This is a genomic window from Gluconobacter sp. R75690, assembly GCF_015244525.1.
GTDB lineage: Bacteria > Pseudomonadota > Alphaproteobacteria > Acetobacterales > Acetobacteraceae > Gluconobacter > Gluconobacter potus.
Map to the genome: position 1 here is coordinate 211,478 of NZ_JABCQB010000005.1, position 25,345 is coordinate 236,822.

General features: G+C 61.4%; 28 protein-coding genes and 1 tRNA gene. 11 read left to right on the forward strand and 18 right to left on the reverse strand.

The genetic code is table 11. The features are described from left to right. Nucleotides 1-94: 94 nt before the first annotated feature. Nucleotides 95-796, forward strand: coding sequence for a YfdX family protein (locus HKD27_RS08220; RefSeq protein WP_194689130.1), 702 nt, complete (start codon nt 95-97; stop codon nt 794-796). Between the two features lie 80 nt (nt 797-876). Here HKD27_RS08220 and HKD27_RS08225 read toward each other — a convergent pair whose 3' ends face one another. From HKD27_RS08225 to aroQ, 4 genes are read right to left on the reverse strand one after another with little or no spacing between them, the layout of a single operon-like run. Then, nucleotides 877-1,446 carry an NIPSNAP family protein gene (locus HKD27_RS08225; RefSeq protein ID WP_194689131.1) on the reverse strand — a complete coding sequence of 190 codons (570 nt, stop codon included), beginning with the start codon at nt 1,444-1,446 and terminating at the stop codon, nt 877-879. Nucleotides 1,447-1,460: 14 nt separating this feature from the next. Beyond that, on the reverse strand, nt 1,461-2,813 hold the full coding sequence (gene accC / locus HKD27_RS08230; RefSeq protein WP_062509723.1) for an acetyl-CoA carboxylase biotin carboxylase subunit: 1,353 nt from the start codon (nt 2,811-2,813) through the stop codon (nt 1,461-1,463). After that, nucleotides 2,813-3,268 carry an acetyl-CoA carboxylase biotin carboxyl carrier protein subunit gene (locus tag HKD27_RS08235; RefSeq protein ID WP_194689132.1) on the reverse strand — a complete coding sequence of 152 codons (456 nt, stop codon included), beginning with the start codon at nt 3,266-3,268 and terminating at the stop codon, nt 2,813-2,815. The genes accC and HKD27_RS08235 overlap by 1 nt, the downstream gene beginning before the upstream one ends. Continuing rightward, a complete protein-coding gene (gene aroQ / locus HKD27_RS08240) occupies nt 3,265-3,714 on the reverse strand; it encodes a type II 3-dehydroquinate dehydratase (protein WP_041112562.1) in 450 nt (149 codons plus the stop codon). Before aroQ ends, HKD27_RS08235 begins: the two co-directional genes overlap by 4 nt. Before the next feature lie 153 nt (nt 3,715-3,867). On the opposite strand from aroQ, the gene HKD27_RS08245 reads away from it, so the two are divergent. After that, nucleotides 3,868-4,518 carry a septal ring lytic transglycosylase RlpA family protein gene (locus HKD27_RS08245; RefSeq protein ID WP_194689133.1) on the forward strand — a complete coding sequence of 217 codons (651 nt, stop codon included), beginning with the start codon at nt 3,868-3,870 and terminating at the stop codon, nt 4,516-4,518. A gap of 25 nt (nt 4,519-4,543) precedes the next feature. On the opposite strand, the gene HKD27_RS08250 is transcribed toward HKD27_RS08245, so the two are convergent. Beyond that, a complete protein-coding gene (locus tag HKD27_RS08250) occupies nt 4,544-5,590 on the reverse strand; it encodes a YihY/virulence factor BrkB family protein (protein WP_194689134.1) in 1,047 nt (348 codons plus the stop codon). Between the two features lie 414 nt (nt 5,591-6,004). Here HKD27_RS08250 and HKD27_RS08255 point away from each other — a divergent pair, with 414 nt between their 5' ends. Beyond that, nucleotides 6,005-7,144, forward strand: coding sequence for a type III PLP-dependent enzyme (locus HKD27_RS08255; protein WP_194689135.1), 1,140 nt, complete (start codon nt 6,005-6,007; stop codon nt 7,142-7,144). A 130-nt stretch (nt 7,145-7,274) separates the two neighbouring features. Next, on the forward strand, nt 7,275-7,481 hold the full coding sequence (locus HKD27_RS08260) for a molybdopterin-binding protein (RefSeq protein WP_041112564.1): 207 nt from the start codon (nt 7,275-7,277) through the stop codon (nt 7,479-7,481). A 26-nt stretch (nt 7,482-7,507) separates the two neighbouring features. On the opposite strand, the gene HKD27_RS08265 is transcribed toward HKD27_RS08260, so the two are convergent. The 7 genes from HKD27_RS08265 to HKD27_RS08295 form a co-directional block, all read right to left on the reverse strand. Beyond that, on the reverse strand, nt 7,508-7,723 hold the full coding sequence (locus HKD27_RS08265) for a hypothetical protein (RefSeq protein WP_194689136.1): 216 nt from the start codon (nt 7,721-7,723) through the stop codon (nt 7,508-7,510). Further along, nucleotides 7,723-8,313, reverse strand: a complete 591-nt coding sequence (locus tag HKD27_RS08270) for a hypothetical protein (protein WP_228518388.1) — start codon at nt 8,311-8,313, stop codon at nt 7,723-7,725. The genes HKD27_RS08265 and HKD27_RS08270 overlap by 1 nt, the downstream gene beginning before the upstream one ends. A gap of 112 nt (nt 8,314-8,425) precedes the next feature. Next, nucleotides 8,426-8,938, reverse strand: a complete 513-nt coding sequence (locus HKD27_RS08275) for a molybdenum cofactor biosynthesis protein MoaE (protein WP_194263648.1) — start codon at nt 8,936-8,938, stop codon at nt 8,426-8,428. Continuing rightward, on the reverse strand, nt 8,935-9,774 hold the full coding sequence (locus HKD27_RS08280; RefSeq protein ID WP_194689138.1) for an NTP transferase domain-containing protein: 840 nt from the start codon (nt 9,772-9,774) through the stop codon (nt 8,935-8,937). The genes HKD27_RS08275 and HKD27_RS08280 overlap by 4 nt, the downstream gene beginning before the upstream one ends. Then, on the reverse strand, nt 9,771-10,253 hold the full coding sequence (gene moaC / locus HKD27_RS08285; protein ID WP_062447451.1) for a cyclic pyranopterin monophosphate synthase MoaC: 483 nt from the start codon (nt 10,251-10,253) through the stop codon (nt 9,771-9,773). Before moaC ends, HKD27_RS08280 begins: the two co-directional genes overlap by 4 nt. Nucleotides 10,254-10,299: 46 nt before the next feature. Further along, a complete protein-coding gene (moaA, locus tag HKD27_RS08290) occupies nt 10,300-11,334 on the reverse strand; it encodes a GTP 3',8-cyclase MoaA (RefSeq protein ID WP_194689139.1) in 1,035 nt (344 codons plus the stop codon). Next, entirely contained in the window at nt 11,324-12,520 is a 1,197-nt protein-coding gene (locus HKD27_RS08295; RefSeq protein WP_194689140.1) for a molybdopterin molybdotransferase MoeA, read from the reverse strand. The genes moaA and HKD27_RS08295 overlap by 11 nt, the downstream gene beginning before the upstream one ends. Nucleotides 12,521-12,689: 169 nt before the next feature. Here HKD27_RS08295 and HKD27_RS08300 point away from each other — a divergent pair, with 169 nt between their 5' ends. Next, nucleotides 12,690-13,661, forward strand: coding sequence for an XdhC family protein (locus HKD27_RS08300; protein WP_194689141.1), 972 nt, complete (start codon nt 12,690-12,692; stop codon nt 13,659-13,661). Continuing rightward, the gene (locus HKD27_RS08305; protein ID WP_194689142.1) at nt 13,658-14,254 is read left to right on the forward strand and encodes an NTP transferase domain-containing protein; all 597 of its coding nucleotides are present in this window, start codon (nt 13,658-13,660) and stop codon (nt 14,252-14,254) included. The genes HKD27_RS08300 and HKD27_RS08305 overlap by 4 nt, the downstream gene beginning before the upstream one ends. Nucleotides 14,255-14,288: 34 nt before the next feature. Here the strand turns inward: HKD27_RS08305 and HKD27_RS08310 are convergent, their stop codons facing one another. From HKD27_RS08310 to rplM, 3 genes are all read right to left on the reverse strand, one after another. Continuing rightward, a complete protein-coding gene (locus HKD27_RS08310) occupies nt 14,289-15,368 on the reverse strand; it encodes a branched-chain amino acid aminotransferase (RefSeq protein ID WP_194689143.1) in 1,080 nt (359 codons plus the stop codon). Nucleotides 15,369-15,610: 242 nt separating this feature from the next. Then, nucleotides 15,611-16,102, reverse strand: a complete 492-nt coding sequence (gene rpsI / locus HKD27_RS08315; RefSeq protein ID WP_062496006.1) for a 30S ribosomal protein S9 — start codon at nt 16,100-16,102, stop codon at nt 15,611-15,613. A gap of 10 nt (nt 16,103-16,112) precedes the next feature. Next, nucleotides 16,113-16,586, reverse strand: coding sequence for a 50S ribosomal protein L13 (gene rplM, locus HKD27_RS08320; protein ID WP_011252036.1), 474 nt, complete (start codon nt 16,584-16,586; stop codon nt 16,113-16,115). A gap of 327 nt (nt 16,587-16,913) precedes the next feature. Between rplM and HKD27_RS08325 the strand changes: the two genes are divergently transcribed. Together HKD27_RS08325 and HKD27_RS08330 are read left to right on the forward strand one after the other, a co-directional pair. Beyond that, nucleotides 16,914-18,320, forward strand: coding sequence for a hypothetical protein (locus HKD27_RS08325; protein WP_194689144.1), 1,407 nt, complete (start codon nt 16,914-16,916; stop codon nt 18,318-18,320). Further along, nucleotides 18,317-19,240, forward strand: a complete 924-nt coding sequence (locus tag HKD27_RS08330; protein WP_194689145.1) for an SDR family oxidoreductase — start codon at nt 18,317-18,319, stop codon at nt 19,238-19,240. The genes HKD27_RS08325 and HKD27_RS08330 overlap by 4 nt, the downstream gene beginning before the upstream one ends. Nucleotides 19,241-19,271: 31 nt before the next feature. Here HKD27_RS08330 and HKD27_RS08335 read toward each other — a convergent pair whose 3' ends face one another. Next, entirely contained in the window at nt 19,272-20,693 is a 1,422-nt protein-coding gene (locus tag HKD27_RS08335) for a mannose-1-phosphate guanylyltransferase/mannose-6-phosphate isomerase (RefSeq protein ID WP_194689146.1), read from the reverse strand. Between the two features lie 234 nt (nt 20,694-20,927). Between HKD27_RS08335 and HKD27_RS08340 the strand changes: the two genes are divergently transcribed. Next, the gene (locus tag HKD27_RS08340; RefSeq protein WP_194689147.1) at nt 20,928-21,860 is read left to right on the forward strand and encodes a DMT family transporter; all 933 of its coding nucleotides are present in this window, start codon (nt 20,928-20,930) and stop codon (nt 21,858-21,860) included. A 36-nt stretch (nt 21,861-21,896) separates the two neighbouring features. Here the strand turns inward: HKD27_RS08340 and HKD27_RS08345 are convergent. Together HKD27_RS08345 and HKD27_RS08350 are read right to left on the reverse strand one after the other, a co-directional pair. Then, nucleotides 21,897-21,972: transfer RNA gene (locus tag HKD27_RS08345), tRNA-His, on the reverse strand. A gap of 101 nt (nt 21,973-22,073) precedes the next feature. Further along, the gene (locus HKD27_RS08350) at nt 22,074-22,937 is read right to left on the reverse strand and encodes an SDR family oxidoreductase (protein ID WP_194689148.1); all 864 of its coding nucleotides are present in this window, start codon (nt 22,935-22,937) and stop codon (nt 22,074-22,076) included. 223 nt (nt 22,938-23,160) lie between these two features. Here HKD27_RS08350 and HKD27_RS08355 point away from each other — a divergent pair, with 223 nt between their 5' ends. Together HKD27_RS08355 and HKD27_RS08360 are read left to right on the forward strand one after the other, a co-directional pair. Then, nucleotides 23,161-24,615 (forward strand): SulP family inorganic anion transporter, encoded by a 1,455-nt coding sequence (locus tag HKD27_RS08355; RefSeq protein ID WP_194689149.1) that lies wholly within the window; start codon nt 23,161-23,163, stop codon nt 24,613-24,615. Between the two features lie 91 nt (nt 24,616-24,706). After that, nucleotides 24,707-25,342, forward strand: a complete 636-nt coding sequence (locus tag HKD27_RS08360) for a hypothetical protein (protein WP_194689150.1) — start codon at nt 24,707-24,709, stop codon at nt 25,340-25,342. The last annotated feature ends 3 nt before the right edge of the window (nt 25,343-25,345 follow it).

Below are 25,345 nucleotides of genomic sequence, written 5' to 3' on the forward strand. Positions count from 1 at the left end.
ACGCCCACAGTCACTAAATGATCGGTAATTTGCCCGATCTGTCCCCATGAAATATCCATGAGAGTCAGAACCGAATATTCACGGAGACGATATCATGAAATTCATTCCCGCCATGGCTGCGATTTCAGCCCTTCTCTGCGCAACACCTCTGGCCGGTGCCGCTTCACTTCACTCACACTGGGAGCAGTTCAAGGCACACCGGGCTTTTCATCACCTTTCCGCTGATGGACAGCGCGCCTTCCAGGACATCATGAACGCCCGTGATATCCTTCAGACGGGCGGCAAGACCGAAGCCGCCATCCCGGCACTTTATGATGCCCAGAAGCGTCTTGCCGCCGCCGAAAAGGCTGACAAGAAGTTTCAGGCCGCCGAAAACGATCTGCACCCCGCCCCGCAGCATCCTGTTGCAGCAAACCACCAGCCTGTTGTGGGACAGACCGACTGGCTCCCGGTTGGCGGTGAATTCATCGTGAACGAAACCCTTGCTCCTGAAAAGAAGACGGCTGTTGCCTCGGCCAATGCGCAGCTGAAATCCGGCAATACGGATCAGGCCGCTGAAACCATGAAGGTCGTCGGCGAAGATACGGACTTCATTCTGGCGCTTGCTCCCATCACCCCGGTCCAGGGCGCGGTCTATCGTGCGACCGTGTTCACGGAGGGCCATCACCCGCAGGACGCCGTTGATGCACTGAACCAGGCTCTGGATTCGGTGATCTTCGTGTCCGAAAACGCCGTTGAATCACAGGCCCCGGCCACCGCGGCTCCGGCTCCGGCTCCGGCAGTTGCCACGAAGTAATCTTCAAAGGCCCTCATATAAAAAAAAGCGCTGCAGGTTTGGCCTGCAGCGCTTTTTTTGTGCCTGTTTTCCAGGATATCTCAGCTCCAGGCGGAGCCCTGTGCCGGAAGCAGGATCGCATTTTCCATAGCAACCAGACCGCCACCGATTTTCGGCGGCCACACACCGCTGGCCACAGCCTGCGCCCGGATCTCCAGACGGGCATTCATGTCCGCATACGGCCAGATATGCGCCAGCCGGGGCGTTCCCTCGATCGAGATCATCCCGCAAAGCAGCGGAGACAGTTCCAGACGTGCCGTAACCGCAGCGGCAAAAGCCTCTTCCACGTTCCCGACCTGTCCAAGCTTCAGATCGTAGCAGCGCCATTCATAGAGACTACCGTGCTCCCCGGCCGGAAGCAGCGGGGAAATGACGCGCCAGCTTGTCACCTCGACATTCTGCACAGGTTCTTCAGGAATGGCTGCAAGCACATCCGGACGCCCTTCCAGAAGGGCGTCATAAGTGTCTGCCGTCCGGAAGAGGACGACCCGGTTCAGAACACCGATCTCGCTCACCCAGACGGCGAGCCCGTCACGCCCCGTGAGGGCAGAAACCACCTGCGGCATCTGTCCGATACGGACATCGAGAACGATGGTTTCTGCGTAACTCATGGGCTGTCTCCGGTTTATTTCCCTGCCTGCTGGGCAGCGACAAAATTCTCCAGCCAGTGGATCGTATAATCCCCCTTCTGGAAAGACGGGTCCGCCAGAATTTTCTGATGCAGCGGAATGACCGTTTTCACACCGTCAACCACGCATTCGTCCAGAGCACGCTGCATGCGGGCAATGGCTTCGGCGCGGGTCGGGGCATGCACGATCAGCTTGGCAATCATGCTGTCGTAGTAAGGCGGAATGCGATAGCCAGCGTAAATGGCGCTGTCCATGCGGACACCCAGCCCGCCCGGCGCATGGAACACCTTGATCGTACCGGGACTCGGCATGAAGGTTTCCGGATCTTCCGCATTGATGCGGCACTCGATCGCATGGCCGGACATCTTGACGTCAGCCTGCGTGTAACCGAGCGGTTCACCGGATGCGATGCGGATCTGTTCGCGCACGAGATCCACATTGCAGACCATCTCCGTCACCGGATGCTCGACCTGAAGACGCGTGTTCATCTCGATGAAGCAGAACTGACCGTCCTGATACAGGAACTCAAGCGTTCCGGCATTGCGATAGCCCATGCGTGACAGGGCCTCGGTCGCGGTGCGGCCGATCTCCTCACGCTCGGCATCCGTCAGGGCCGGCGAACCGGCTTCTTCCAGAAGCTTCTGGTGACGGCGCTGGAGCGAACAGTCACGCTCACCGAAATGCACGACGTTGCCATGCGCATCACCGAGAACCTGAAGCTCGATATGACGCGGACGGTTCATGTACTTCTCGAGATAGACCTCGTCATTGCCGAAGGCTGCACGGGCTTCCGCACGAGCCACTGACCAGGCTTCCTCGATATCATCCGCGGTCTGGGCGACCTTCATCCCGCGTCCACCGCCACCGGCGGCAGCCTTGATCAGGACCGGATAACCGACCTTCTCAGCCACTTCACGAGCGGCCTGAAGATCCGGCAGGGCGCCATCAGAGCCCGGAACCAGCGGCACGCCGAGCGCGCGCATGGTCGTCTTGGCCGTGATCTTGTCGCCCATCGTGCGGATATGCTCGGCTGTCGGGCCGATGAACGCGAGGCCGTGTTCTTCCACGGTCTCGGCGAATTCGGCATTTTCCGACAGAAAGCCATAGCCCGGATGAATGGCGTCCGCTCCCGTGATCGTCGCAGCCGAAAGAATGGCTGCGACGTTCAGATAGGAATCGCGTGCGCTCGGCGGACCGATGCAGACGGCTTCATCGGCAAGACGCACATGCATTGCATCGGCGTCTGCCGTCGAATGCACGGCAACGGTTTTGATGCCCATCTCGCGGCAGGCGCGCTGGATACGCAGCGCGATCTCGCCCCGGTTGGCAATGAGGACCTTGGAAATCATTACTCGATGATCGCCAGGGCTTCGCCGAACTCGACCGGCTGACCGGACTCGACCAGGAACTTCGTCAGCGTACCGGCGCGGGGCGCCTTGATCTGGTTGAAGGTCTTCATGGCTTCGATGAGCATGATCGTCTGGCCGGCAGCAACCAGCTGACCTTCAACAGCGAATGGCGGGGATGCCGGATCCGGCGTCAGATAGGCCACGCCGACCATCGGGCTCGGAACCATGCCCGGATGCTTGGCCGGATCTGCCGGAGCAGCGACGGGCACTGCGGCGACCGGGGCAACAGGTGCCACAGGCGCGGCGGCCGGAGCAGCAGCCTGGACCACGCTGACATTGCGGGCCACACGGATCCGGCTGTCAGCTTCGGAGATCTCGATTTCGGTCAGGCCGGTTTCCGTCAGAATATCGGCCAATGCCCGAATGGCATCCTTGTCCACGAGCATACGGCTCATCCTTCGTCTTCGATCATGTCGGTTATTGCCTGAAGCGCGTGCGCGTATCCCCTGACGCCGAGGCCACAGATCACGCCGATGGCGGCCTGCGAGACGTAGGTGTGATGACGGAACGGCTCCCTGCGATGGATATTGGAAATATGAACCTCAACCACGGGCAGTTCGACCGCCAGAAGCGCATCGAGCAGGGCAATCGAGGTATGCCCGTAAGCGGCAGGATTGATCACGATTCCGTCTGCACGGCCGCGACATTCCTGCACCCAGGACACGAGTTCACCCTCTCCGTTCGTCTGGCGGAAATCAATGGCGACATCAAGCCGTTCGGCAGCCTGAATGCACACCTGCTCGACATCATCGAGCGTGGCGTGACCATAGATTCCGGGCTGGCGAAGACCCAGCATGTTGAGATTCGGACCGTTGAGAACGGTGATCAGAGGGCGTTTCATCTGGCCGCGCGATAGCACTTTCGGAGCTGTCATGAAAGCGTCATTGCCCTATTGCTGCCGTCTTCAGGGTGTCCAAAAGGGGACAGGGCCGCATTTTTGTGCTATCTGGTACGATCTGAGCCCGTCCCGTCCACTGGAGAAGAACCTGATATAGTGCGCTTTGATCTGTCTGTCCTTCGCAATCCCTTCCGTTGCATCCCCCTGCGCAGCATGACGTTCGCCGTTGCGCTTGCCGGGCTGGCCAGTCATCACGCCGCTCACGCGAGCGACGATTCTGCTGCTGATGGGACGCCGAAGACGAGCTGGGCAGACTCCGTTCGGGCCGCACTTGCAAACCGTGCCCACCAGGCCGCGCACGCATGGTCCCAGCATGGAATGGCAAGCTGGTATGGACGGCACTTTCATGGACACCGCACGGCCAGCGGGACGACATTCAACACCAACGATCTGACAGCAGCGCATCCCTCCCTGCCCCTCGGCACGAAGCTTCTCGTAACGTCGCAGGATACGGGACGCTCCGTCGTGGTGACGGTCAATGACCGTGGGCCTTTCAACAGCCGCATCATCGATCTGTCTCATGCCGCCGCCGCAAAGATCGGCATGCTCGGCGCAGGCACGGCCCATGTCACGATTGCGAAAATGACGGATATTGCGCCGTCCGTGCATCCCGCCACAGAGCCGGAAGTGGCCGAAGCCGATCCGTCGGACACGAGCGCACAGGCCATTCAGGCAGCGGGAACCAGCATCGCCCCTGCCTCACGGCAGGGCAGCGGCACACATCGTACGCCGCACTACCATCACTGATCTTCACGGTGGCCTGACCTGATTGTCAGGCTGCTCCGGTCTGAGGGGGCACTTCCTGCCTCTGACCGGCCCGGGCCTCGAGGCTGGCATTCAGTTCCGCCCCGAACAGCACCACATACGCACTCACGAAAAACCACATCATGATGGCAGCTACGGCACCGAGCGGTCCGTAGGTTGCACCGTAGCTTGCGAAATGCGCGACATACCATGAAAAGCCGAGCGACGTGATGACCCACAGGACGGTTGCCAGCGCCGAACCCGGAAAAATCCAGCGCCACTGCGTATGCACGCGGCAGGGCGCAAACCGGTAGAGCAACGTCACTGCGATGAAGACGAACAGCAGCATCAGAAGCGGCGCGAGCGTGTGCACGACCATCGGCGCGCCGTAAGAGAGCAGCAGATCAACCGGAAACGGCGGATCGCTCAGGAAACTGACGTGACGCGGCAGGTAATCCACAAGTGCTGGCGCGGCCACCATCAGGGCCAGTGTCAGCGCGGCCCCCAGAATGGCCGTCAGCGTGGTGGACAGCGCGATGGCCTGAAATTTCAGGAAGCTCCGGGTTTCCTGCGCATTATAGGCCATGTTGAGCGCGGAAAGGATCGACTTCGTGCTCGCCGAAGCCGACCAGAGGGCGACCGCGAGCGAGAAGATTAGCCCGATCGTCAGGGACGAATGAGGCTGGGAAATCAGTTCGTGAATCCGGTCCCCGATCAGATCGTAAGCCGAGGGCGGCAGGAGATGGCGGAGGACTTCGAGCTGCGGCTCGACTGTCTGAAGATCAAAGGCCAGACCATACAGGGAAATCAGGCTGGAAATGGCAGGAAAGAGGGAAAGCGTGGCGTAGAAGGCGCAACCCGCTGCCGACAGGGATGTCTGGCTTGAGCCCACTTCGGCAAACAGATGCTTCGCGATGACGCGCCAGGCCGCATGGTGCAGCCTGTCTGGAGAGGATACGGGTTCCGAATCTGTTGTGCCTGCCGCAGCAGGTGAGTGTCCGGCCTCCGAAGGTACGGCATGTCCGGGCGCGGTTCGGGAGCCGGAGAGGGTCGCAGATTCGGGGGTCAAACTCACGCAGGGTGTCCTCGGCAGTGTCCTGTTGGGGGCAGCAGTCTTGGCGTCTTTGCCGTTCCGTACCGGAATATCCGTAACGAACAGTCCGGATTGAACGACATGAGCCAGTACAGACGCGGAAGATGCCTTCAGCGTTCCGAATTCGCCCTGATTCAGCTCACCAATATTGGCAAAACCATCACAATGCAAAATTATCGGTTGCGTGGCGGGGGATTTGGTCTCATATCCCGCCCTCACGCAGCAACGCACGTGCCACTGGCCCACTCGAGGTTACGCAACGACGTCAAGCGTTCTGGCCTTCAGGAATCCATCCTTTACGGGTTCCCGCTATTCGCCGGTCCGTTCGACCGTTTCGCAACATACTCGCAGGGCGATATCGTTCCCTGACGAGTCCGGTTCTGGGAATTGAGTGTCATGACTCCCAAAATCACCCGCTTCCTTGCCGAGCAGCAGCCGGCAACCCCTTGCCTCGTCGTCGATCTCGACGTCGTCGGGGCGCATTACCGTGCCCTGCACGATGCGCTCCCGGAAGCGAAAATCTATTACGCCATCAAGGCCAACCCGGCCCCGGCCATCCTCGACCGCCTTGTGGCCCTGGGCTCGTCCTTCGATGTCGCATCCCCTGCGGAAATCCGGATGTGCCTGGATGCCGGCGCAACCCCGGACCGGATTTCCTACGGCAACACGCTGAAGAAGGCCGAATGGATCCGCGAAGCGCATGATCTGGGCATCAGCCTGTTCGTTTTCGACAGCATCGAAGAGCTGGAGAAGCTTGCAAAGCACGCTCCTGGCGCGCGCGTTTTCTGCCGCCTGGCCGTCGAGAACGAAGGCGCGGACTGGCCCCTGTCGCGCAAGTTCGGCACCACGCTGAGCAACGCGCACGCGCTGATGCTGCGTGCCCGTGAACTGGGCCTGAAGCCTTACGGCCTGTCCTTCCATGTCGGCAGCCAGCAGACGGGCGTGGCCGCTTATGATCATGCGATCGCCAAGGCGGCCGGCCTGTATCATGATCTGCGCGCGCAGGGCGTGAACCTTCAGATGCTTAATCTGGGTGGCGGCTTCCCGACGCATTACCGCGAGAACGTGCCCTCCGTTCAGGATTTCGCCGACACGATCCATGCGTCCCTCAGGACGCATTTTCCGGACGGTGCGCCTGAAATCCTGCTGGAGCCAGGCCGCTACATGGTCGGGCAGTCCGGCGTGGTGTCGAGCGAGGTCATTCTCGTCAGCCGTCGCGGCGGTGCCGTAACCGATCCGCGCTGGGTCTATCTTGATATCGGGCGCTTCGGTGGCCTGGCCGAGACGGAAGGTGAAGCCATCCGCTACACTTTCCGCACGTCCCGCGATTCAGACGACGCCACCCGCTCCCCCTGCGTGGTCGCCGGCCCAAGCTGCGACGGCGTGGACATCATGTATGAGAAGAACCGCATCCCCCTGCCGGACTCTCTGGAATGTGGGGACCGGGTCGAGATCCTCGCCACGGGCGCGTATGTCTCGACCTACGCCTCCGTGGGCTTCAATGGCTTCCCGCCACTGACCGAATATTACATCTGAAAACGGCCTCTCCGGACCAATCGGGGTCCGGAGGCATTTTCCAGCCCCGTCTCTCTGGACGCGGGCGTGAAGCCTTCCGATATGGGACAGACAGGCATTCCTGTCTGCCATCCTTATGGAAGGTTTTTTCATGAAGCTCAGCGCACGCAACCAGCTCAAGGGCCGGATCACGAACATTCTCAAGGGCGCGACGACGTCCCACATCACCATCGACGTCAACGGCACGGTCATCACAAGCGCCATTACCAATGAAGCCGTCGCGGATCTTGGCCTCGAAGTCGGCAAAGAGGCCTATGCCGTCATCAAGGCCTCCAGCGTCATGGTCGGCGTGGACTGATCGTCAAGGAAGCGCCTTCGGGAGCCTCAGTTCCTGAAAGACGCTTCCAGTCCGGACTGGTATCCGAGCGCGGAAAGAAGATCTTCCACGGAAATCTCAAGGTTCAGGCACGCCAGCCAGCAGAACCCGACTGCTCCGACAGCCAATAGCAGCAGACAGACCGTCATGTGTTCCAGTTCCTCAAGTCCCGGACGCTGCGGTTCTGCCCCGTTCCGGGCGGGGCGTCCACTCAGCGACATCATCAGTGCATCATCCGGCTGGCGTCATGCGACATGCCAGCATGTAAGGGCCCACTATCCTGCGGCCAGAGAACCCGCATCCGCGACGGACTGACCGACCGCCAGCGGTTGATCGAGGACAGCGCCCCTCCCCCCGAAATCGTGGTCTCGTCTTTAAGCAGTTTTTTGGGCAGCCAGTGCCCGGCTCCTGCCAGACAGTCCGCCAGCAGGGTCAGCGCGGTGGCCAGGCAGCCCTGGACAAACCTGTCGGGAAAGACTTCAGCCAGAAGCACGAAAACTTCGCGCTGACCCTCGTTCTGGGCTGCGATGATCCCGCGCAGGAAGCGTTCCTCCAGCGCCGTGAGAGACTGCATGCCCGGTGCGTTCACCGCAAGGCGCGGCTGATCCGCAACTTTCAGAAGGTGGGTGGCGTCCGCAAAAGCCCCTTCCGCGGCATCAAGGGCCGGGCGGAAACAGGCGGGAAACAGACCGTCGGTCGTTTTTGTCTCGGGGCAGCTTGGCAAGCGGTAATGGCTGATGAGGCAGCGGATACTCCACAGCGCGAGGCGTTCACAGCAGCAGAGGTCGGACAGGGAAAGCGACAGCCGTGTCATGGGAAAACTCCGAATCAGCAGAACCGGAGTCACCCTAATTGAGAATGATTTGCAATTACAACTTAAAAACGCTCCGCAGGGCATAAAGATATGGTCCCGCGGAAACGCTCAGTCAGTGATGATGGTGGCCGCAGCTTCCATGATCGTGGCCGTGGTCATGATCGTGATCATGCGTCCCCGTCTCCGAGGCACGCGGAGCAGTCTGGCAGTGATGGCAGGCCACCCATTCGGCATCCCCGTCCAGATAATGTTCCTTCTTCCAGACAGGCACCCGGTGCTTGATCTCGTCGATGATGTAGCGACAGGCCCGGAACGCCGCATCCCGGTGAGGCGCCGAGACCCCGATCCAGACCGCGACATCCCCGACTTTCAGGCTTCCCGTGCGGTGCATCGCCACGGCCTGGCTGATCTCGAAACGCTCCAGAGCCTCGGCCACGATCCGCTCGCCTTCGAGCTGGGCCAGCGCCTCATAGGATTCATATTCCAGACCATCCACCGGACGGCCCTCGTTCCTGTTGCGGACCCAGCCTTCAAACGTACAGAACCCGCCTGCCTCGGCCAGATGAAGATCCTCACGCAGCACGTTCAGATCCACGGGCGCGGACGCCATGCGAAAGCGGCTCATCCGCCCGTCACCGGCGGAATGAACACGATATGGTCCCCGTCCTTCAGAGTCTGTGTCCAGGGCGCAAAATCGCCATTGATCGCTACACGAAGCTTCGAGGCTTCGAACGGAAAAGCGTATTTCTCACGCAGTTCCTCGTAAAGCGGCCCCACGGTCGCGAAGGCGGTCTCAAGCGACTGCTCCCGCGTTCCGGCCAGCTCCCGGAGCTGCGCGAAATATTCCAGTGTCAGGCGAATCATCGGCCCTCCCGGCAGATCCTTCAGGCGCCGGGCCGCATCGTCGCGTTCCTCCGGCGTGTTGATGTTATCGAGCGCACCACGCTTATGCGGCTCCAGCAGCTTCGTCGGGCTGTTGATCAGCAGCTTGCGCGGACAAATTCGCCCACCCGCGACCTGCGTTTCCAGTCGATCAAGCGCTTCCGGCTCCCAGATGGCACAGAGCGGTTCGGGCAAACCGTCATGCTCGCTGCGGTAGGACACGGCGACATGCTCTCCATCCCTTGCGGCGATCAGGGTATCGAGCGTACCGCGATCCAGCATCGGCAGATCACAGGCCAGAACCAGCCAAGCCACATCCGGATAAGCCCGATGGGCTGACAGCAGCCCCGCCGCAGGTCCATCAACGTCCACCGTATCAACGATCTGCGGAAAGCTGGACCGCAGTGGGTCGGACGCCTGATCCGGCCTCACTGAAACGAAACACCGGTCCACAACAGGCGTCAGAACTTCGAACGCCGCCTGAAGCTGCGGTTTGCGGTGATAGTCGAGCGCGGCCTTGTCCGTTCCCATGCGTTTGCTGGCACCGCCCGCAAGGATCAGGCCGTAAAGTGGTGTCATGATTCAATCCGCTGGAAGTCGCGCTTGCCGCCGGCCTTGCCCATCAGCCGGACCTCGCGGATGACCATGTCATGGGACATGGCCTTGCACATGTCATAGATCGTGAGCGCGGCCACGGACGCGCCTGTCAGCGCTTCCATTTCCACGCCCGTGCGCCCCTTGCACGAGACCCGGCAGTCGATCACCGCCTCATCGCCCTCGATCGTGATGTCCACCCGGCAGCCACTGAGCGACAGCGGATGACACAGCGGAATGAGCTGCGACGTCGATTTCACGCCCATCACGCCCGCAATCTGCGCCACGGTCAGCACTGCACCCTTGGCCGTCATGAACCCGGCATCCGACAAGGTCCGCGCCATTTCGGACGGGAAAACCAGACGCGCCTGGGCATGGGCGCTGCGTTCCGTCACATCCTTGCCGCTGATATCGACCATGCGCGGATCCTCGCCGCGCTCGTTGACATGGGTGAGCGTCTTCATCGTCTTCGATCTCCCGGTCTGGTCACCGAATTCTGGCCACCAAATTCTAGCCGCCGATATAGTTCATCTCGATGCGGCGTCGTGCGGGCGCATCCGAAGAGGCAGCCCGTTCCTCACTATACCTGTCCGTCCGGCGGCGCCACACCCCGGCCAGAAGGTCGCACAGGGCTGCGTCATCCGCATCGCTGCGTAAAAGCGTGCGCAGATCCGTGCCTTCCGAGGCGAACAGGCAGGTATAAAGCTGCCCTTCCGACGACAGACGCGCACGAGAGCAGTCTCCGCAGAACGGCGCAGTCACGGAGGAAATGAAGCCGACTTCCCCAGCCCCGTCGCAATAACGGTACCGCTGGGCCACTTCCCCACGATAATGCGCATCCACGGGTTCGAGCGGCCAGCGGGCGTCAATGCGCTCGCGCAGTTCACGCGACGGTACCACTTCGGCGCGCTCCCAGTGATTGCGCGTTCCAACATCCATGTATTCGATGAAGCGCAGCACGACGCCGCTATGACGGAAGCGTTCGGCCAGAGCCTCGACACCCGCATCGTTCAGTCCACGCTGGATGACGGTATTAAGCTTCACGCCGCCTGAAAATCCGGCCTGCGCGGCGCTGTCAATCGCATCCAGAACCGGCTCAAGCTGCGCCCGGCCACCACTCATTCGCGCAAAGACCGCCGGATCCAGACTGTCGAGGCTGACCGTCACGCGGTTCAGCCCGGCCTCTTTCAGATCCCGGACATGCCGTTCCAGCAGGACGCCATTGGTGGTCAGGGCAATATCTTCCACGCCTTCAATGGCGGCCAGACGCGCCACGAGTTCCGGCAGTTTCGGACGCAGAAGCGGCTCCCCACCCGTCAGCCGCAGCTTGCGAACACCGAGCGAAACCGCCACACGCGCCACACGCTCGATCTCGTCGAAGCTCAGGCGCTCTTTCGGTTCCAGAAAGCGGAAATGCTCGTGATAGGTCGCTTCCGGCATGCAGTAGGGGCAACGGAAATTGCAGCGGTCCATGACGGAAATCCGCAGATCATGCAGCGGACGGCTGAAACGATCGGTCAGAACAGGCGTCGGGTTACCAGCCATGAAACATCGCAGCTGTTCCACGGGGGGCCACACCTTCACCGCGCGGCAGTTCCACAAATCCGTCCGTAGATGCCAGGAAGCTGAAATCGCCAGAGGTCGGCATGGGGCACGGTGTTGCGAGAGCCTGTCCCGTAGCGTCATGGCGGACTTTGACCGGCAGGAAACGGGTCAGCGTCGGGATCAGATCGGCGTCTGCATCGAGCATGACCGTGTAAGGCTCGGGGCGACACAGCCCCTGCCCGGCCAGCAGCATGGGCATGACATACCGCACGCCACAGGTCGTGGCCGACACCGGATTGCCCGGCAGACCGAACACGCGCTGCCCTTCAGGGCCAACGCCAAACCACAGCGGCTTGCCCGGACGCTGCGCAACCTTATGGAAGACGCGCTCCACCCCGATTTTCGACAGCGCTTTGGGGACATGATCGAACGCCCCCATCGACACGCCGCCGCTCAGGATCAGGACGTCATGGCGCGAGAGCTGTTCTCGCAGGGCCACGACCGTCTCCGCGAGATCATCGGGTACGACGGACCGCTCGATGCAGTTGAAGCCGCGTGACAGCAGAGCACCCGTCAGGGCGTATTCATTGGAACGCCGGATCTCCCAGTCCCGTACCGGCGCGCTGACATCCACAAGTTCATCGCCCGTGGCCACAATCCCGATGGACGGAATCCGCGATACGCTAACCTGGGCATGACCATTTCCCGCCAGAACAGCGAGGGCGGGGCCATCAAGACGCTGACCTGGCGCGAGAAGCTCCGTTCCCGCTGCACAGTCGGAACCCCGGCGATGAATGAACTGCCCCTTGCGCGGCTCGTAGCCCTCTTCAAAGCGGATCAGCCGGCCTTCACGAACGAGACGTTCGACCGGAACGACCGTATCCGCACCCTCTGGCAGCACAGCACCCGTCATGACTTCGAGACAGACATGCCCCTCCGGCAACGCCTGACCGGGTGCGCCGGCCCGCTGGATTCCGTGCGACACCAGCGTGGGGCCACTTCCATGACGGAAGGCAATGCCGTCCATCATCACACGGTCATAAGGCGGCTGGGCGCGTTCGGCGCGGATCGTCTGCTGGAGGATACGCCCGGCTGCCATCGTCAGATCAACCGTCTCGGTCCCGAAGCTGCCGGCATAATCCAGCACAAGCTCCATAGCCCGTGTAACGCTCAGGAGTTCACTCATTTCCGCTCCGGTCGCTGCCGTGTCTGTTCCGCTGGCTGAAATGCCGACGCTGTATTCCCTGCCGATATAGACCTCATGGCCTACGGATCAACAGTCTGAGGGTGAAAGGGTATGTCATAATCGTCTTTGGCGTTACCCTTATGCCACCAAAGAGCATCAGGACCCCTCCATGACGGCCGCGGCACAGTTTTCTCCCCTTCCCCAGTGGCCGCTTTATGGCCTGACAGACGATTTGTTCCCCACACTGGAACGCTGGTCCGCTGAGGGGAAACGCGCCGTCTTGGCAACGCTGGTCAGCATCACCGGCTCTTCCCCGCGTCCGCTGGGGAGCGAAATGGCGATCTGCGAGGACGGAGAGGTTCAGGGCTATGTGTCCGGCGGCTGCGTGGAAGCGGCCGTGCGCGCAGAGGCCCTGGAGTGCCTGAAAGACGGACAGCCACGGATGCTGGATTATGGCGCGGGCAGTCCGGTTCTGGACATCCAGCTCACCTGCGGCGGCCGCATCGGGATTTTTGTACGGGCCGTGCCGGACCTTCCTGTCCATGTCGCAGCCCTCAGAGCGGCCCGGGAGAACCGCAAGACGGTCACGCTCCTGACCGATCTCAGCACAGGCAACATGCGGTTCTGCGAGGAGGCACACCCCACCGGAAACGAGGCAGGTCGCTTCTTCCGCCAGTATCTGCCGCCCTTGCGCCTGATCCTCTCTGGCGGGGATCCCATTACGCTTGCGATCCTGAGCCTGTCCGGCCTCATGGGACTCGAGACTATCCTGCTTCGGCCCTACGGCCCACCCGAACCGCCGCCCGGCCTCTCGCCAGCACGCTATATCCGCGGGAGTCTGGACGCCGCCCTTCCCACGCTCTCACTCGATCGGTGGACGGCCGTTTACAGCCTGACGCACGACGCTCTTTCGGACCTGACGCTCACTGCCCATGCCCTGAAATCCGAAGCATTCTGCGTCAGCATTCTCGGAAGTCGGCGCAAAATTCCGGGCCGGCTTGAAGCCCTCAGGGCAGCCGGGGTCCCGGAAGACGCATTCAGCCGCCTGCACCTGCCCGCAGGACTGGAGATCGGCGCCCGGACCCCGATGGAAATCGCGCTCTCCATCCTGACCCAGATGATCGCGACCCGTCCCCGATGAAACGCCATTCCGCCCTTCTTCTGGCTGCGGGGGGAAGCACCCGCCTCGGCCGCCCCAAACAGCTTCTGAGCATCGGCGGTATCCCTCTGGTGCGACATGTGGCCCGGCTCCTGCTGGCAACACGACCGGAGCATCTTGTTGTCGTGACGGGTGGTGCTGAAGCCGCGATACGACAAGCCCTTGCGGGTCTCGATGTTGTTCTGGTGCGGAATGAAGACTGGCAGACCGGCATGGCGTCATCGCTCAGATGCGGTCATCAGGCGCTCGCCGGGAGCAGCCTCCCGCTCCTGATCGCCGGAACGGACCAGCCCTGCCTGACCGAACGGCATCTTCATGATCTTCTGGAACAGGACGCCGACGGGAAAGATGTCATCACGTCTTATGGCGAAGACGGGCGGGGCATTCCGGTGCTGCTGAGCCCGGCAACACAGCAGCGTATCCAGAGCCTGCAGGGCGATACCGGCCTGCGGCAACTCTGGAAGAACACGCAGACTGCGCCGATCTGCGTCTGCGCACCCGAACTCGGCTTCGATATCGACACACCGGAGCAGCTTGATGCTGCGGTTCGTGCCGGCTGGATCGACCGGGACTGAAAAGCCGGGTCCTTACGAACCCGGCTGGCAGGCGTCAGGAAATACGGTGGATCCAGCCATGGACGTCGTTCGTCCGGCCGCCCTGCACATCCGTCAGGGCCTTCTTAAGCTGCTGCGAGACCGGGCCAGGCGTCTTGCCGTCACCAAACACGGCTTCACCCGTCGGACGCACGAATTTTCCGATCGGAGAAAGAACCGCCGCCGTGCCGCAGGCGAAGGCTTCCGTGTACTTGCCCGAAGCCGCGCCCGAGAAAAGCTCGTCGATATCGACCGGCTCTTCAAGCACCTCGATCCCCTGATCGGCGGCAAGCTGGATCAGGCTGTTGCGGGTAATGCCACGCAGGATGGTGCCACCCAGAGGCGGGGTGACAATCTTGCCATCCTTGCGAACGAACATCACGTTCATGCCGCCCATTTCCTCAACGAAGCGACGCTCCCGCGCATCAAGGAACAGAACCTGGTCGCAGCCCTTGTCCTTGGCTTCGGCCTGGGCAATCAGGCTGCCGGCATAGTTACCGCCACACTTGGCTTCACCCGTGCCACCGATGGCAGCGCGCGTGTAGTGTTCGGACACCCAGACGGAAACGCAGCCGGAGCTGAAATAGGCACCGACCGGGCACGCGATGACGATGAACAGGTATTCCGTCGCCGGCTTTACACCCAGGAACACTTCGTTGGAGATCATGAACGGACGCAGATAAAGGCTCTGTCCCTCACCGGACGGCACCCAATCCTGATCCACGCGTACCAGTTCATCCACGGCCTGAACGAACAGATCTTCCGGCAGTTCGGCCATGCCCATACGACGGGCGGACGCGGCAAAGCGCGATGCGTTGGCTTCGGGACGGAAGGTGGCGACATGGCCGTCCTTCTCACGATAAGCCTTCATGCCCTCGAAGATCTCCTGTCCGTAATGCAGGACCGTCGATGCCGGATCGATGCTCAGCGGGCGGCGTGGCGTGATCTTCGCATCATGCCAGCCCTTGTCAGCAGAGTAGCTGATGAGGGCCATGTGATCGGTGAAAACCCGCCCGAAAGCCGGGTTGGCGAGCAGTTCGGTCCGTTTGACGGGATCGGTCGGGGTTTGGGTCTTTTCAATGATGAAGGGCGTCATGGGGGAAACATCTTCCGCAGATTCTGGTCTCAAAAACAGCGGCTGCACTCTGCCATACATGCTTCCCGCTGGCGATACAGAAAGTTTGTTTCGTTTAGAATTTATTTATTGAAATTAAAATCTGTCATAGCGATGATTTTTGGTTTTTTATTCACAAGCAGGCGCATGGCCCCCGAAATCAGCCACAAAAAAACCCGGCCATTGCTGGCCGGGCTTTCCGCCGTTCGAAAAGGCTGAAAAAATCAGCGCTTCGAGAACTGGAAGGAACGACGTGCCTTCGCACGGCCGTACTTCTTACGCTCGACAATACGGCTGTCACGCGTCAGGAAGCCGGCAGCCTTCAGGATGCCACGCAGGCTCGGCTCGTAATACGTCAGTGCACGGGAGATACCGTGACGGACAGCACCAGCCTGACCGGACAGACCACCACCGGTCACCGTGCAGTACACGTCGAACTGGTTGTAGCGGTCGGAAATCAGGAACGGCTGCGTCAGAAGCATGCGCAGAACCGGACGGGCGAAATACGTCGTGACCGGACGGCCATTGACGATGATGTCACCCTTGCCAGGCTTGATCCACACGCGGGCCACGGCGTCCTTACGACGGCCGGTTGCGTAGGAACGGCCCTGGGCATCACGCTTGACTTCGTGAACCGGGGCAGCGTTAGAGGTAACGGCAGGAGCAACGCTCGCAAGGTCCTGCAGCGTGCCGGTGCGCTCTTGGGTCTCGGACATGATACAGGCCTTACGACTCGTGGGTTACGGTGTTTTTGCGGTTCATCGCAGCAACGTCCAGCTTGACAGGCTTCTGGCCGTCATGCGGATGCTCGGAACCGGCATAGACATACAGGTGCTTCATCTGGGCGCGCTGCAGAGGACCACGGGTGATCATGCGCTCGACGGCCTTCTCGACAACTTCACCCGGGTTCTTGCCCGTGAGACGCTGCGTGATGGTGCGCTCCTTGATACCGCCCGGGTGACCCGTGTGGTAGTGGAACAGCTTCTGGCCAACCTTGTTGCCCGTCAGAACGACCTTCTCGGCGTTGATGACGACGATGTTGTCGCCGCAATCAACGTGCGGGGTGAACTGCGGCTTGTGCTTTCCGCGCAGGCGGGTGGCGATGATGGTGGCGAGACGGCCGAGAACGAGCCCTTCGGCGTCGATCAGCACCCAGTTCTTCGTCACCTCCGCTGGCTTCAGCGAACGTGTGGTCTTCATTAGTGACATTCCAGCTTGGGGCACGACCCTCAGGCCGCACCGTGGATGGCGCTTGCAGCGAAAACGGTGCCCGAAAGCACCCTCTTCTCCGGCGAAGCGGATCAGGTGGGGCCTTATTGCTGTCCTCAGCGCGCGCGTCAAGCCCCGTTCACACATTGAATTATGTGATTCGCAGGAGTTTTCCGCCATTTTCAGCTATATGGTATCCCGTTACCGCAACAAAAGCGACGTCTGCATTGCCCCATGTCGCGACAATGGTATCCTGCCGCAACACAGACCGTTCGCGCCCGACGCCTGTGCGGGGCCGTTTCAGACAGGAACATCAACGTGAAAAGACCCTGGCTCACGGCGAGCCTGATTTCGGTAACGGCCGTGATCGGCATGGCCGGCGTTCACCACGAAGCCCACATGGAGCTGGTCCGCGGCCTTTCAAGCTTCCGCGCGGCTCTCCCGCCCGGGACGACATTCACTTATGGAAGTGCACACCCGGCCATTCTCTCGCTGGGCGCGACCCTGACCGACATCACCCTGCGGGATGGATCACTCACCCTGCGCGCTTCCCGGATGAAGCTGGGCCATCCCCGCCCGACGCCGGATGGTGGCCTCTCCATCCGTGCCGTCGAAGTCCGCGAACCGTTCCTTCAGACGCCGACGCAGATCATCCATGGCAGCGCGCTCAGCCTGCGCCAGCTGGTTCTGCCGCCCTCCCGGCCCGCAACGGAAGGCCATTCCCGAATCGATCCCGCACATATCGCTCTCGCGCACGGACAGATCGAGCAGCTTTCGGTCCAGAACCTCGTCCCCTCGCCTTCACCCGGCCCGATCAATGTACACAGCCTGTTTTCCGGTCGTCTCACGCTGGACAACTACGGCCCCGCCCTCGTCACGACGCTCCGCACCGAGGGCTCGACCATCGCGTACGAGCGGACCGTGCACGCCCCAGGTCAGGAGCCGCAGCTTGTCAGCGGACAGGCCAGTCTGGAGCGGCTTGACCTGAGGCAGAAGGATCTCGCCGCCCAGGTTGCAGCCCTGTGGGACCACCATCCCCTGCCGCCGCACATGGCCCCACCCGAGAGTTTTGCGGCCCGCAATTTCAGGCTGAGCATGACATCAGGCACAATCCGGCTCGATGAACTGCACGGCACGGGAACGCTGGAGAACCAGACTGCGACCATGACGCAGGATCTGAAGGGCTTCCATTTCCAGAGCGACGAAAAACTGCCCTTCCCGATCAACGGTGCCGGCGCGACCGCTCATTCTGTCCAGGTCTCGAATCTCGACGATCACACGTCCCAAACCAACGCATCCCTTACGGTCCCGGGTTTCATGACCCTGACGGCCAGCGCCCGGACCGTCCAGACGGATTTTGCGGAAGGCCATTCCTCACCGCAGCAGATGCTCCAGTCGACGGCCCTGCAGAACGTGACCTTCTCGCTGAAGGGAGACAGGCTTCTCGATACCGGTTTTGTCCTGTCCGCCCGGCAGGCCGGGAATGGCATGACGGCGGACCAACTCCGCCAGCAAGCAGCGCAAGTCTTGCAGACGGCCCTTTCCGTCAATCCGGCCCTGAGCGCGATTCCGGATTATGTCGCTAATCCGGCTGGCCGCACCCTGACGGTAACCTATGCTTCCGGAACGCCCGTCTCCCTCCGGGTCCTCAATGACGCCTTCTCTTCCCCGGCCTCGATGCTGGCATTTCTCGCTTCCCCCGATCTGAAGGCTTCCGCGCAATGACGACCGGAAACATCCCAGACCCGTCATCGCCTGCGAAAGGCCCGGTCTGCATCATCGGCGCCAGCGGCCGCTCAGGATCCGCGCTCTGCCGCGCGCTTCTGGCTGAAGGCCAGAAGATCATTGCCGTCGTGCGCAGCCAGGGCAATCTCGCGCCAGACATCGCAGAAGCCTGTCAGGCCGTGCGGATCGCTGACCTTACGGACAGCGCCACGCTGGCCTTGGCGTTCGAAGATGCGGCGGTTGTCGTCAACACGGCCCATGCGCGCCACCTGCCCGCCATTCTGGCCGCTACGAAAGCCCCCATCGTGGCGCTGGGAAGCACACGCAAATTCACGCGCTGGCCCGACGATCACGGACGAGGTGTTCTCGCAGGCGAAGCGGCCCTCAAGGACGACGGTCGCCCGTCGATCATCCTGCATCCGACCATGATTTATGGCGCTCAGGGCGAAGACAACGTGCAGCGGCTGGCGAAGCTGCTGGAACGTCTGCCCGTCATCCCGCTTCCTGGCGGCGGCCGTGCCCTCGTGCAGCCCATCGACCAGCGCGACGTTACGCGCTGTCTGGTCTCGGCCATACATCTGATCCAGAACGGAGACGTCACGGGGCCGGAGAGCATCGTGATCGCCGGTCCGACAGCGGTGGCTTACCGGACATTCGTACGCATGGTGCTGTATTTTGCGGGACTTGGCGGCCGTCCCATCGTCTCCCTGCCGGGATGGATGCTCATGGCGCTGTCTCATCTGACCCGGCATATCCGCAGACTGCCGCAGATCGCGCCGGAAGAAATCCGCCGCCTTCTGGAAGACAAGAATTTCGATGTCAGCTCGATGGAACAGCGTCTGGGCGTCACGCCCGTTCCGCTCGCCAACGGGCTGCACCATCTGTTTGGAAACCGAACCCACCAGAAACAGGAGCCCTGATCCGCGCAAGGATCAGGCCCTCCGGTCCGCATCAGTTCCGGGAATAGACGTCTTCGATCCGGACGATATCGTCTTCGCCCAGGTAAGGACCGGACTGCACCTCAATAAGGGTCAGCGGAATCCGCCCCGGATTCTCAAGCCGATGCACACAGCCCAGCGGCAGATAAATGCTCTCGTTTTCACGCACCATGATCTGCTCGGCATCACGGGTGACAACTGCCGTGCCCCCCACGACAACCCAGTGCTCGGCGCGGTGGAAATGCTTCTGTAGCGAGAGTTTCTGGCCTGGCTCAACCACGATCCGCTTGACCTGGAACCGGTCCGCTTGGATCAGGCTTTCATAGAAGCCCCACGGACGATACATGCGGTTATGGGCCACCGATTCCTTGCGCCCGGCCTTCTTCAGCCGGCTGACCATGTGCTTGACGTCCTGCGCCCGATCACGATGCGAGACCATGACGGCATCCTGCGTCACGACGACGATCAGATCTTCCACACCGGCGACCGTGGCCACGATTCCGTCCGAGCGGACATAGCAGTTGCGCGCGTCATCGAGGAAAACATCCCCGAACGTCGCATTGCCCGCTTCATCCTTGGACGTCAGCTCCCACAGCGCATCCCAGCTACCGATATCTGACCAGCCGAATGTTCCCGGCACCACGGCTGCACGTTTCGTCCGCTCGGCCACGGCATAATCCACGGAAATATCCGGTGCCTGACGGAAACTCGCATCGTCCAAGCGGTCGAAATCGAGGTCGCTCCGGCGGCCCCGGACGGCCTGCCCGACATGCTCGTGGATCGCAGGCTCGAAGGTCTGGATCTCGGAAAGGAAAACACCGGCCTGGGTGACGAACATGCCGGAATTCCACAGATACCGCCCATCACGGAAAAATGCTTCCGCCGTCACGGCATCCGGCTTCTCGACAAAACGCGAGACTTCATAAACGCCTGCAAGGCCAGAAAGGGGCGCACCACTCTCGATATAGCCATAGCCCGTCTCGACGCGTGTAGGCTTCATTCCGAACGTCACGATCCGTCCCTGGGCTGCTGCGGCAACAGCATGTTCAAGCGCGGAGTAGAGAGCTGCCTCATCGGTAATGGCCGCATCCGCAGCCATGATCCACAGAATGGCGTCCGGATCCGTCTCGGCTACCAGGAACGCGGCTGCAGCGATGGCCGGGGCGGAATTACGGCCCACGGGTTCGAGGACGATCCGGGCGTTTTCAACCCCGACATCCCGCAGCTGTTCCGCGACGATGAAGCGGTGCTCGGCATTACAGATCACGATCGGATCCGCCAGCCCTGCCCGCGCGCCGCGCAGCGCCGTTTCCTGGATCAGGGTATGTTTCGACAGGAGAGGCCAGAACTGCTTGGGGTAGCTGCTGCGCGAAACCGGCCACAGACGGCTGCCTGATCCACCGGAGAGAATGACTGGAACGATCTTCTGGGACATGGGGGCTTACGCTTTTTCATCCACAAGATGGGGGCCATACGGCTTCCCCGAAGGGGGCGCATCCTACATGAAGGTCGCGACCTTTCCAATTTCACCTCCAGGCCCCTTCCTGCTCTCAATAATGAACGGAGCATCAGAAAAGATGATTCCGGGAATCTGAAACATTGACTGTCAGCGCAAGCAGGTTTCCTTATCTTCGATGGGAATCAGCTTTACCCGCGGAGAAACAGACTCATGAAACAGAATATTTTCTCCTCCGGTATTCTTCTGGCGCTCCTGGGCTATGCCGCCTTTTCTATCAGCGATGCCTGCTCAAAAGGACTTGCGGGGCATCTGGATCCTTTTGAAGTCGCGTTTTCAGGCGGCGTCTTCGGATTCATTCTCCTGCCTTTCATTCGCCGCCCTGACGAACCCTATTCCGACATTTTCGCGACGACCCGCCCGGGGATGTGGATTCTGCGCGCGGTTTCGACATTCGTCTCGACGGCCGCGAGCGTCATGGCCTTCATGCTGCTGCCAATGCCAGAAGCCCTTTCGCTCATGTTCCTGATGCCCTTCTTCGTCACCATCATCTCCGTGACGATCCTCAAGGAAAAGGTCTCGTTCTGGACGTGGCTGTCCGTCGCGGTCGGATTTCTCGGTGTGCTGATCGTCCTGCGACCCGGCGCACGGACGTTCCATCTGGGCCATGCCTGCGCCATCGTCGCAGCCCTCGCCAATGCCAGCAGCGTCGTGGCCTACCGGCTGGCGGGAGATGGGAGCGCCCGACTTTCATTGTTCGGATCAAGCCTGTTCGGCCCGCTGATCGGCGACGGACTGCTCATGATCGCCCATGCATCCTGGCCCCATGGCTGGAAAGTCTGGTCCATCCTGTTCGGCTACGGTTTTCTCGCCGCCCTGGGTCAGCTTTTCATGATGATGGCCACAGCCGTCGCCCCTGCGAACCGTGTGGCACTCCCGCAATACAGCCAGATGGTCTGGGCGGTGGCGTTCAGCTACCTGCTGTTCAAGCAGCCGCTCGACAACTGGACTTTCGTGGGGATCGTGATCGTCACGCTCTCGGGAATGCTGAACTGGATCCGCCAGAAACTGCGCTTCGAGCGCATGGCTCTGGAAGAACACTGGGAACACAGACATCACCAGAAGGCCGATGTTGCAAAACCCTGAAAGCTAACTCATTGATTTTCTTGAAAAAAGAAGCGCTGGGGCGAATGACGGGGATCGAACCCGCGACAACCGGTACCACAAACCGGCGCTCTACCAACTGAGCTACATCCGCCACACAGCGACGCATTCTCTAGAGGAAGGTTGGGGCTGTCGTCCAGTCCTTTGACGCAATTTTTTTTACGCCACGGATTTTTCTGGCAAACCCGTTCCGGCTCAGATTATCGGAGTGCCCCCGGTGACGGCAATCGTGGCGCCCGAGACGTAGCTGGCGTCATCACTGGCCAGGAAAACATATGCCCCGGCTAGTTCCGCGGGCTGCCCCGGACGCTTCATCGGCGTATCAGCGCCAAAGCGTTCCACGTGTTCGACATCCATGGTCGCAGGAATCAGCGGTGTCCAGATCGGGCCGGGAGCGACCACGTTGGAACGGATTCCCTTCTCACCCAGCAGCTGGGCCAGACCGCCGCTGAAGTTCTGGATGGCGCTCTTGGTTGCGGAATAGGCCAGAAGCTTCGGCTTGGGCTGATCGGCATTGACCGAAACCGTATGGATCAGCGCCCCACCCCGCGGCATGTGCGGCAGGGCCAGACGCGACAGGCGGAATGCAGAGCCGGCATTGATATCGAACGTCTTGTCCCATTCCTCCTCACTGACATCCGCCAGTGAGGACCGTTCAATCTGAAAGGCCGCGTTGTTCACGAGAATGTCGATCTGTCCGAACTCAGCGACCGTCCGGTCCACCAGTTCGGCGCAGACATCCCTATCCCGCAGGTCGCCGGGAACAAGGAGGGCGCGCCGTCCCGCCTTGCGGATCCAGGATTCGGTTTCACGGGCATCGTCCATTTCCTCAGGCAGGAACGACAGAACGACATCCACGCCTTCCCGCGCAAACGCGATCGCAACAGCCCGGCCGATACCGGAATCCCCACCCGTGATGATCGCGATCTTTCCGCGCAGACGGTCATGGCCGACATAGCTCTGCTCACCATGGTCGGGCTTCGGCGTCATGAGGGATGTCTGGCCGGGAATATGATCCTGATGCGGAGTGTTGAACGGCGGCGCGGGATAGTTGGGCATGATATGCTCCAGATGAAGGAAGGTCTGTTCCGTCCCAACGCAAAGACGTCGCCCACTGTTCAGTTCGCGCAGAGAACATCCCCCTCCGAAGCCCATTCCTTCCACTTCGGGTTCATTCCAGACCTTCAATCCTGAAGCAAGCCGGGTTACACTGTGTGCCTCATTGCCGCGCCGGGCCTGAATACGTCGCACCCTGTTCACGCCCTACGCTCAAGGATCTTTCATGACTCCCGCTCTCTATCGTCGCCAGTGGGCACAGAACCCGCTGCGCGAAGTGCTGGCCGGAATGGTCGGCACTTTTGCCCTCATTCCCGAGGTCATTGCCTTCTCCTATATCGCCGGCGTCTCCCCGGCCGTTTCGCTGTTCGCGTCCTTCGTCATTTCCGTCTCGATCGCCATTTTCGGTGGCCGCCCAGGCATGATTTCCGGCGCCGCGGGTTCGGTGGCTCTGGTCGCCGCACCGCTGGTTCACGCTCATGGCGTGCAGGCCATGCTGCTTGCGACGCTGGTGGCCGGTGCATTTCAGGTCGTCTTTGGGCTGCTGCGTCTTCAGGCCGTCATGCGGTTCGTGCCCGCCGAAGTTCGCACCGGCTTCGTCAACGCGCTGGCCATCATGATCTTTTCCGCACAGGTGCCGCAGATGCTGGGCGTGACCTGGCACACCTATGCGCTGATCGCGCTGGGCCTCGTCATCATCTACTTGCTGCCACGCCTGTCAGACGCCATCCCCTCGCCCCTGATCTGCATCGTTATTCTGACCGCTATCACGATGCTGCATCCGATGCCGGTTCATACGGTCTCGGATCTCGGCGATCTCCCGACCGGACTGCCCAGCCTGACCGTCCCGCATATCGCTCTGAACTGGGCTACATGGTCGGTCGTGCTGCCCTACGCGCTGGCCATGGCTGCCGTTGGTCTGCTGGAATCCATGATGACGGCCTCCGTTGTCGATGACATCACCGACACCCATGGTGACCAGCGCATGGAATGCACGGGGCTTGGTATTTCCAACATTCTCGTCGGCGCATTTGGCGGCATCGCGGGCTGCGGCATGATCGGTCAGACCGTCGGCAACCTGCGCTATGGTGGTCGCGGACGCCTGTCCACCTTCACGGCAGGCGCCTTCCTGCTGGCCCTCATGGTGCTGCTGCATCGCTGGGTCGGGCAGGTTCCGATGGCGGCCCTCGTCGCCATCATGATCATGGTTTCCGCCAGCACGTTCTCCTGGAGCAGCCTGCGCGATCTGACCCGCCATCCGCGCCTGTCCAGCCTGACCATGCTCGTCACCGTCGCCGTGGTTGTCATGACCCACGATCTGGCTGCAGGCGTGGCAGTTGGTGTCATGCTCTCGGGCGTATTCTTCGCCTGGCATGCCGCAAAGCTCCTGCGCGTCACAGAAGAGCGGTCGGGCGAGACACTGACATACCGGGCCTCCGGACAGGTCTTTTTCGCATCCGCAGACAGCCTGTCCGATGCCATCGACTACCATACGGATGCCAAAACCGTGGTTCTCGACCTCACCCATGCCCGTTTCTGGGACATCACCTCGGTGCAGGTTCTGGAAAAGATCATCGGCAAGCTCCAGTCTCACGGCCATACAGTCGAAGTCACGGGGCTTCATCACGACCAGCACGGCATCATCGCCACGCAGTCGAATGAGAGCCTGCTCGCACTGTAAGGCTCAGCGGGAGCTGAAATCGCAAAACCGTGCGGATGCCTGACTGTTATAATGGCATCCCCGAGCGATCCGGAGAGACGCGTTGCGCAGCATGATTGATTTCAGTTCCTGGCACAGCCTGCTGGCCACCCTGATCGGGCTGGCGCTTTTCACGCTGATCGGCGTCGGAATCCGGCTGCTGACGATGCTGACCATCCAGCAGCGCCGGGAGCGCATGAACCGCCAGATCAACGAGCGCCTCCGCGTGCTGATGGCCGCCTATCGCACACTGGGTGGTTCGTTCACCGGCACCCTGCTTGTGGATCCGACGCACAGGCGGGATCTGGGGCCTGACCAGATTTCCGGCTCGGATCGCAACCGCCGCATCCGCGATACCGTCGAAGCCGCGCTGTCCGACATCATCCTGCTTGGAACGGAAGAACAGGTCCGGCTGGCGGGCCGCGCAGCGGCGGAGCTTGTGGCCGGACGCCCTGTCCCTACCCATGATCTGGTGGTGTCCCTGCGCAATTTCATCCGCAAGGCCCTGGACCTTGAAAGCCTGCCCTCCGATCTCGTCTTGCCTGAACAGGGGCCTGCCCGCCCTTCCTCGAACGGCGGAAACAAGGGAGATGGCAAGGAAGGCGGAAAAGGCGGCGGCGGAGGGGGTGACGGGGGTGGAGGCATGGGTGTGCAGGGCGGAATGGACCCGGGCCTGCATCATTTGGAGACGGACAGCCACAGTCTGTAATTC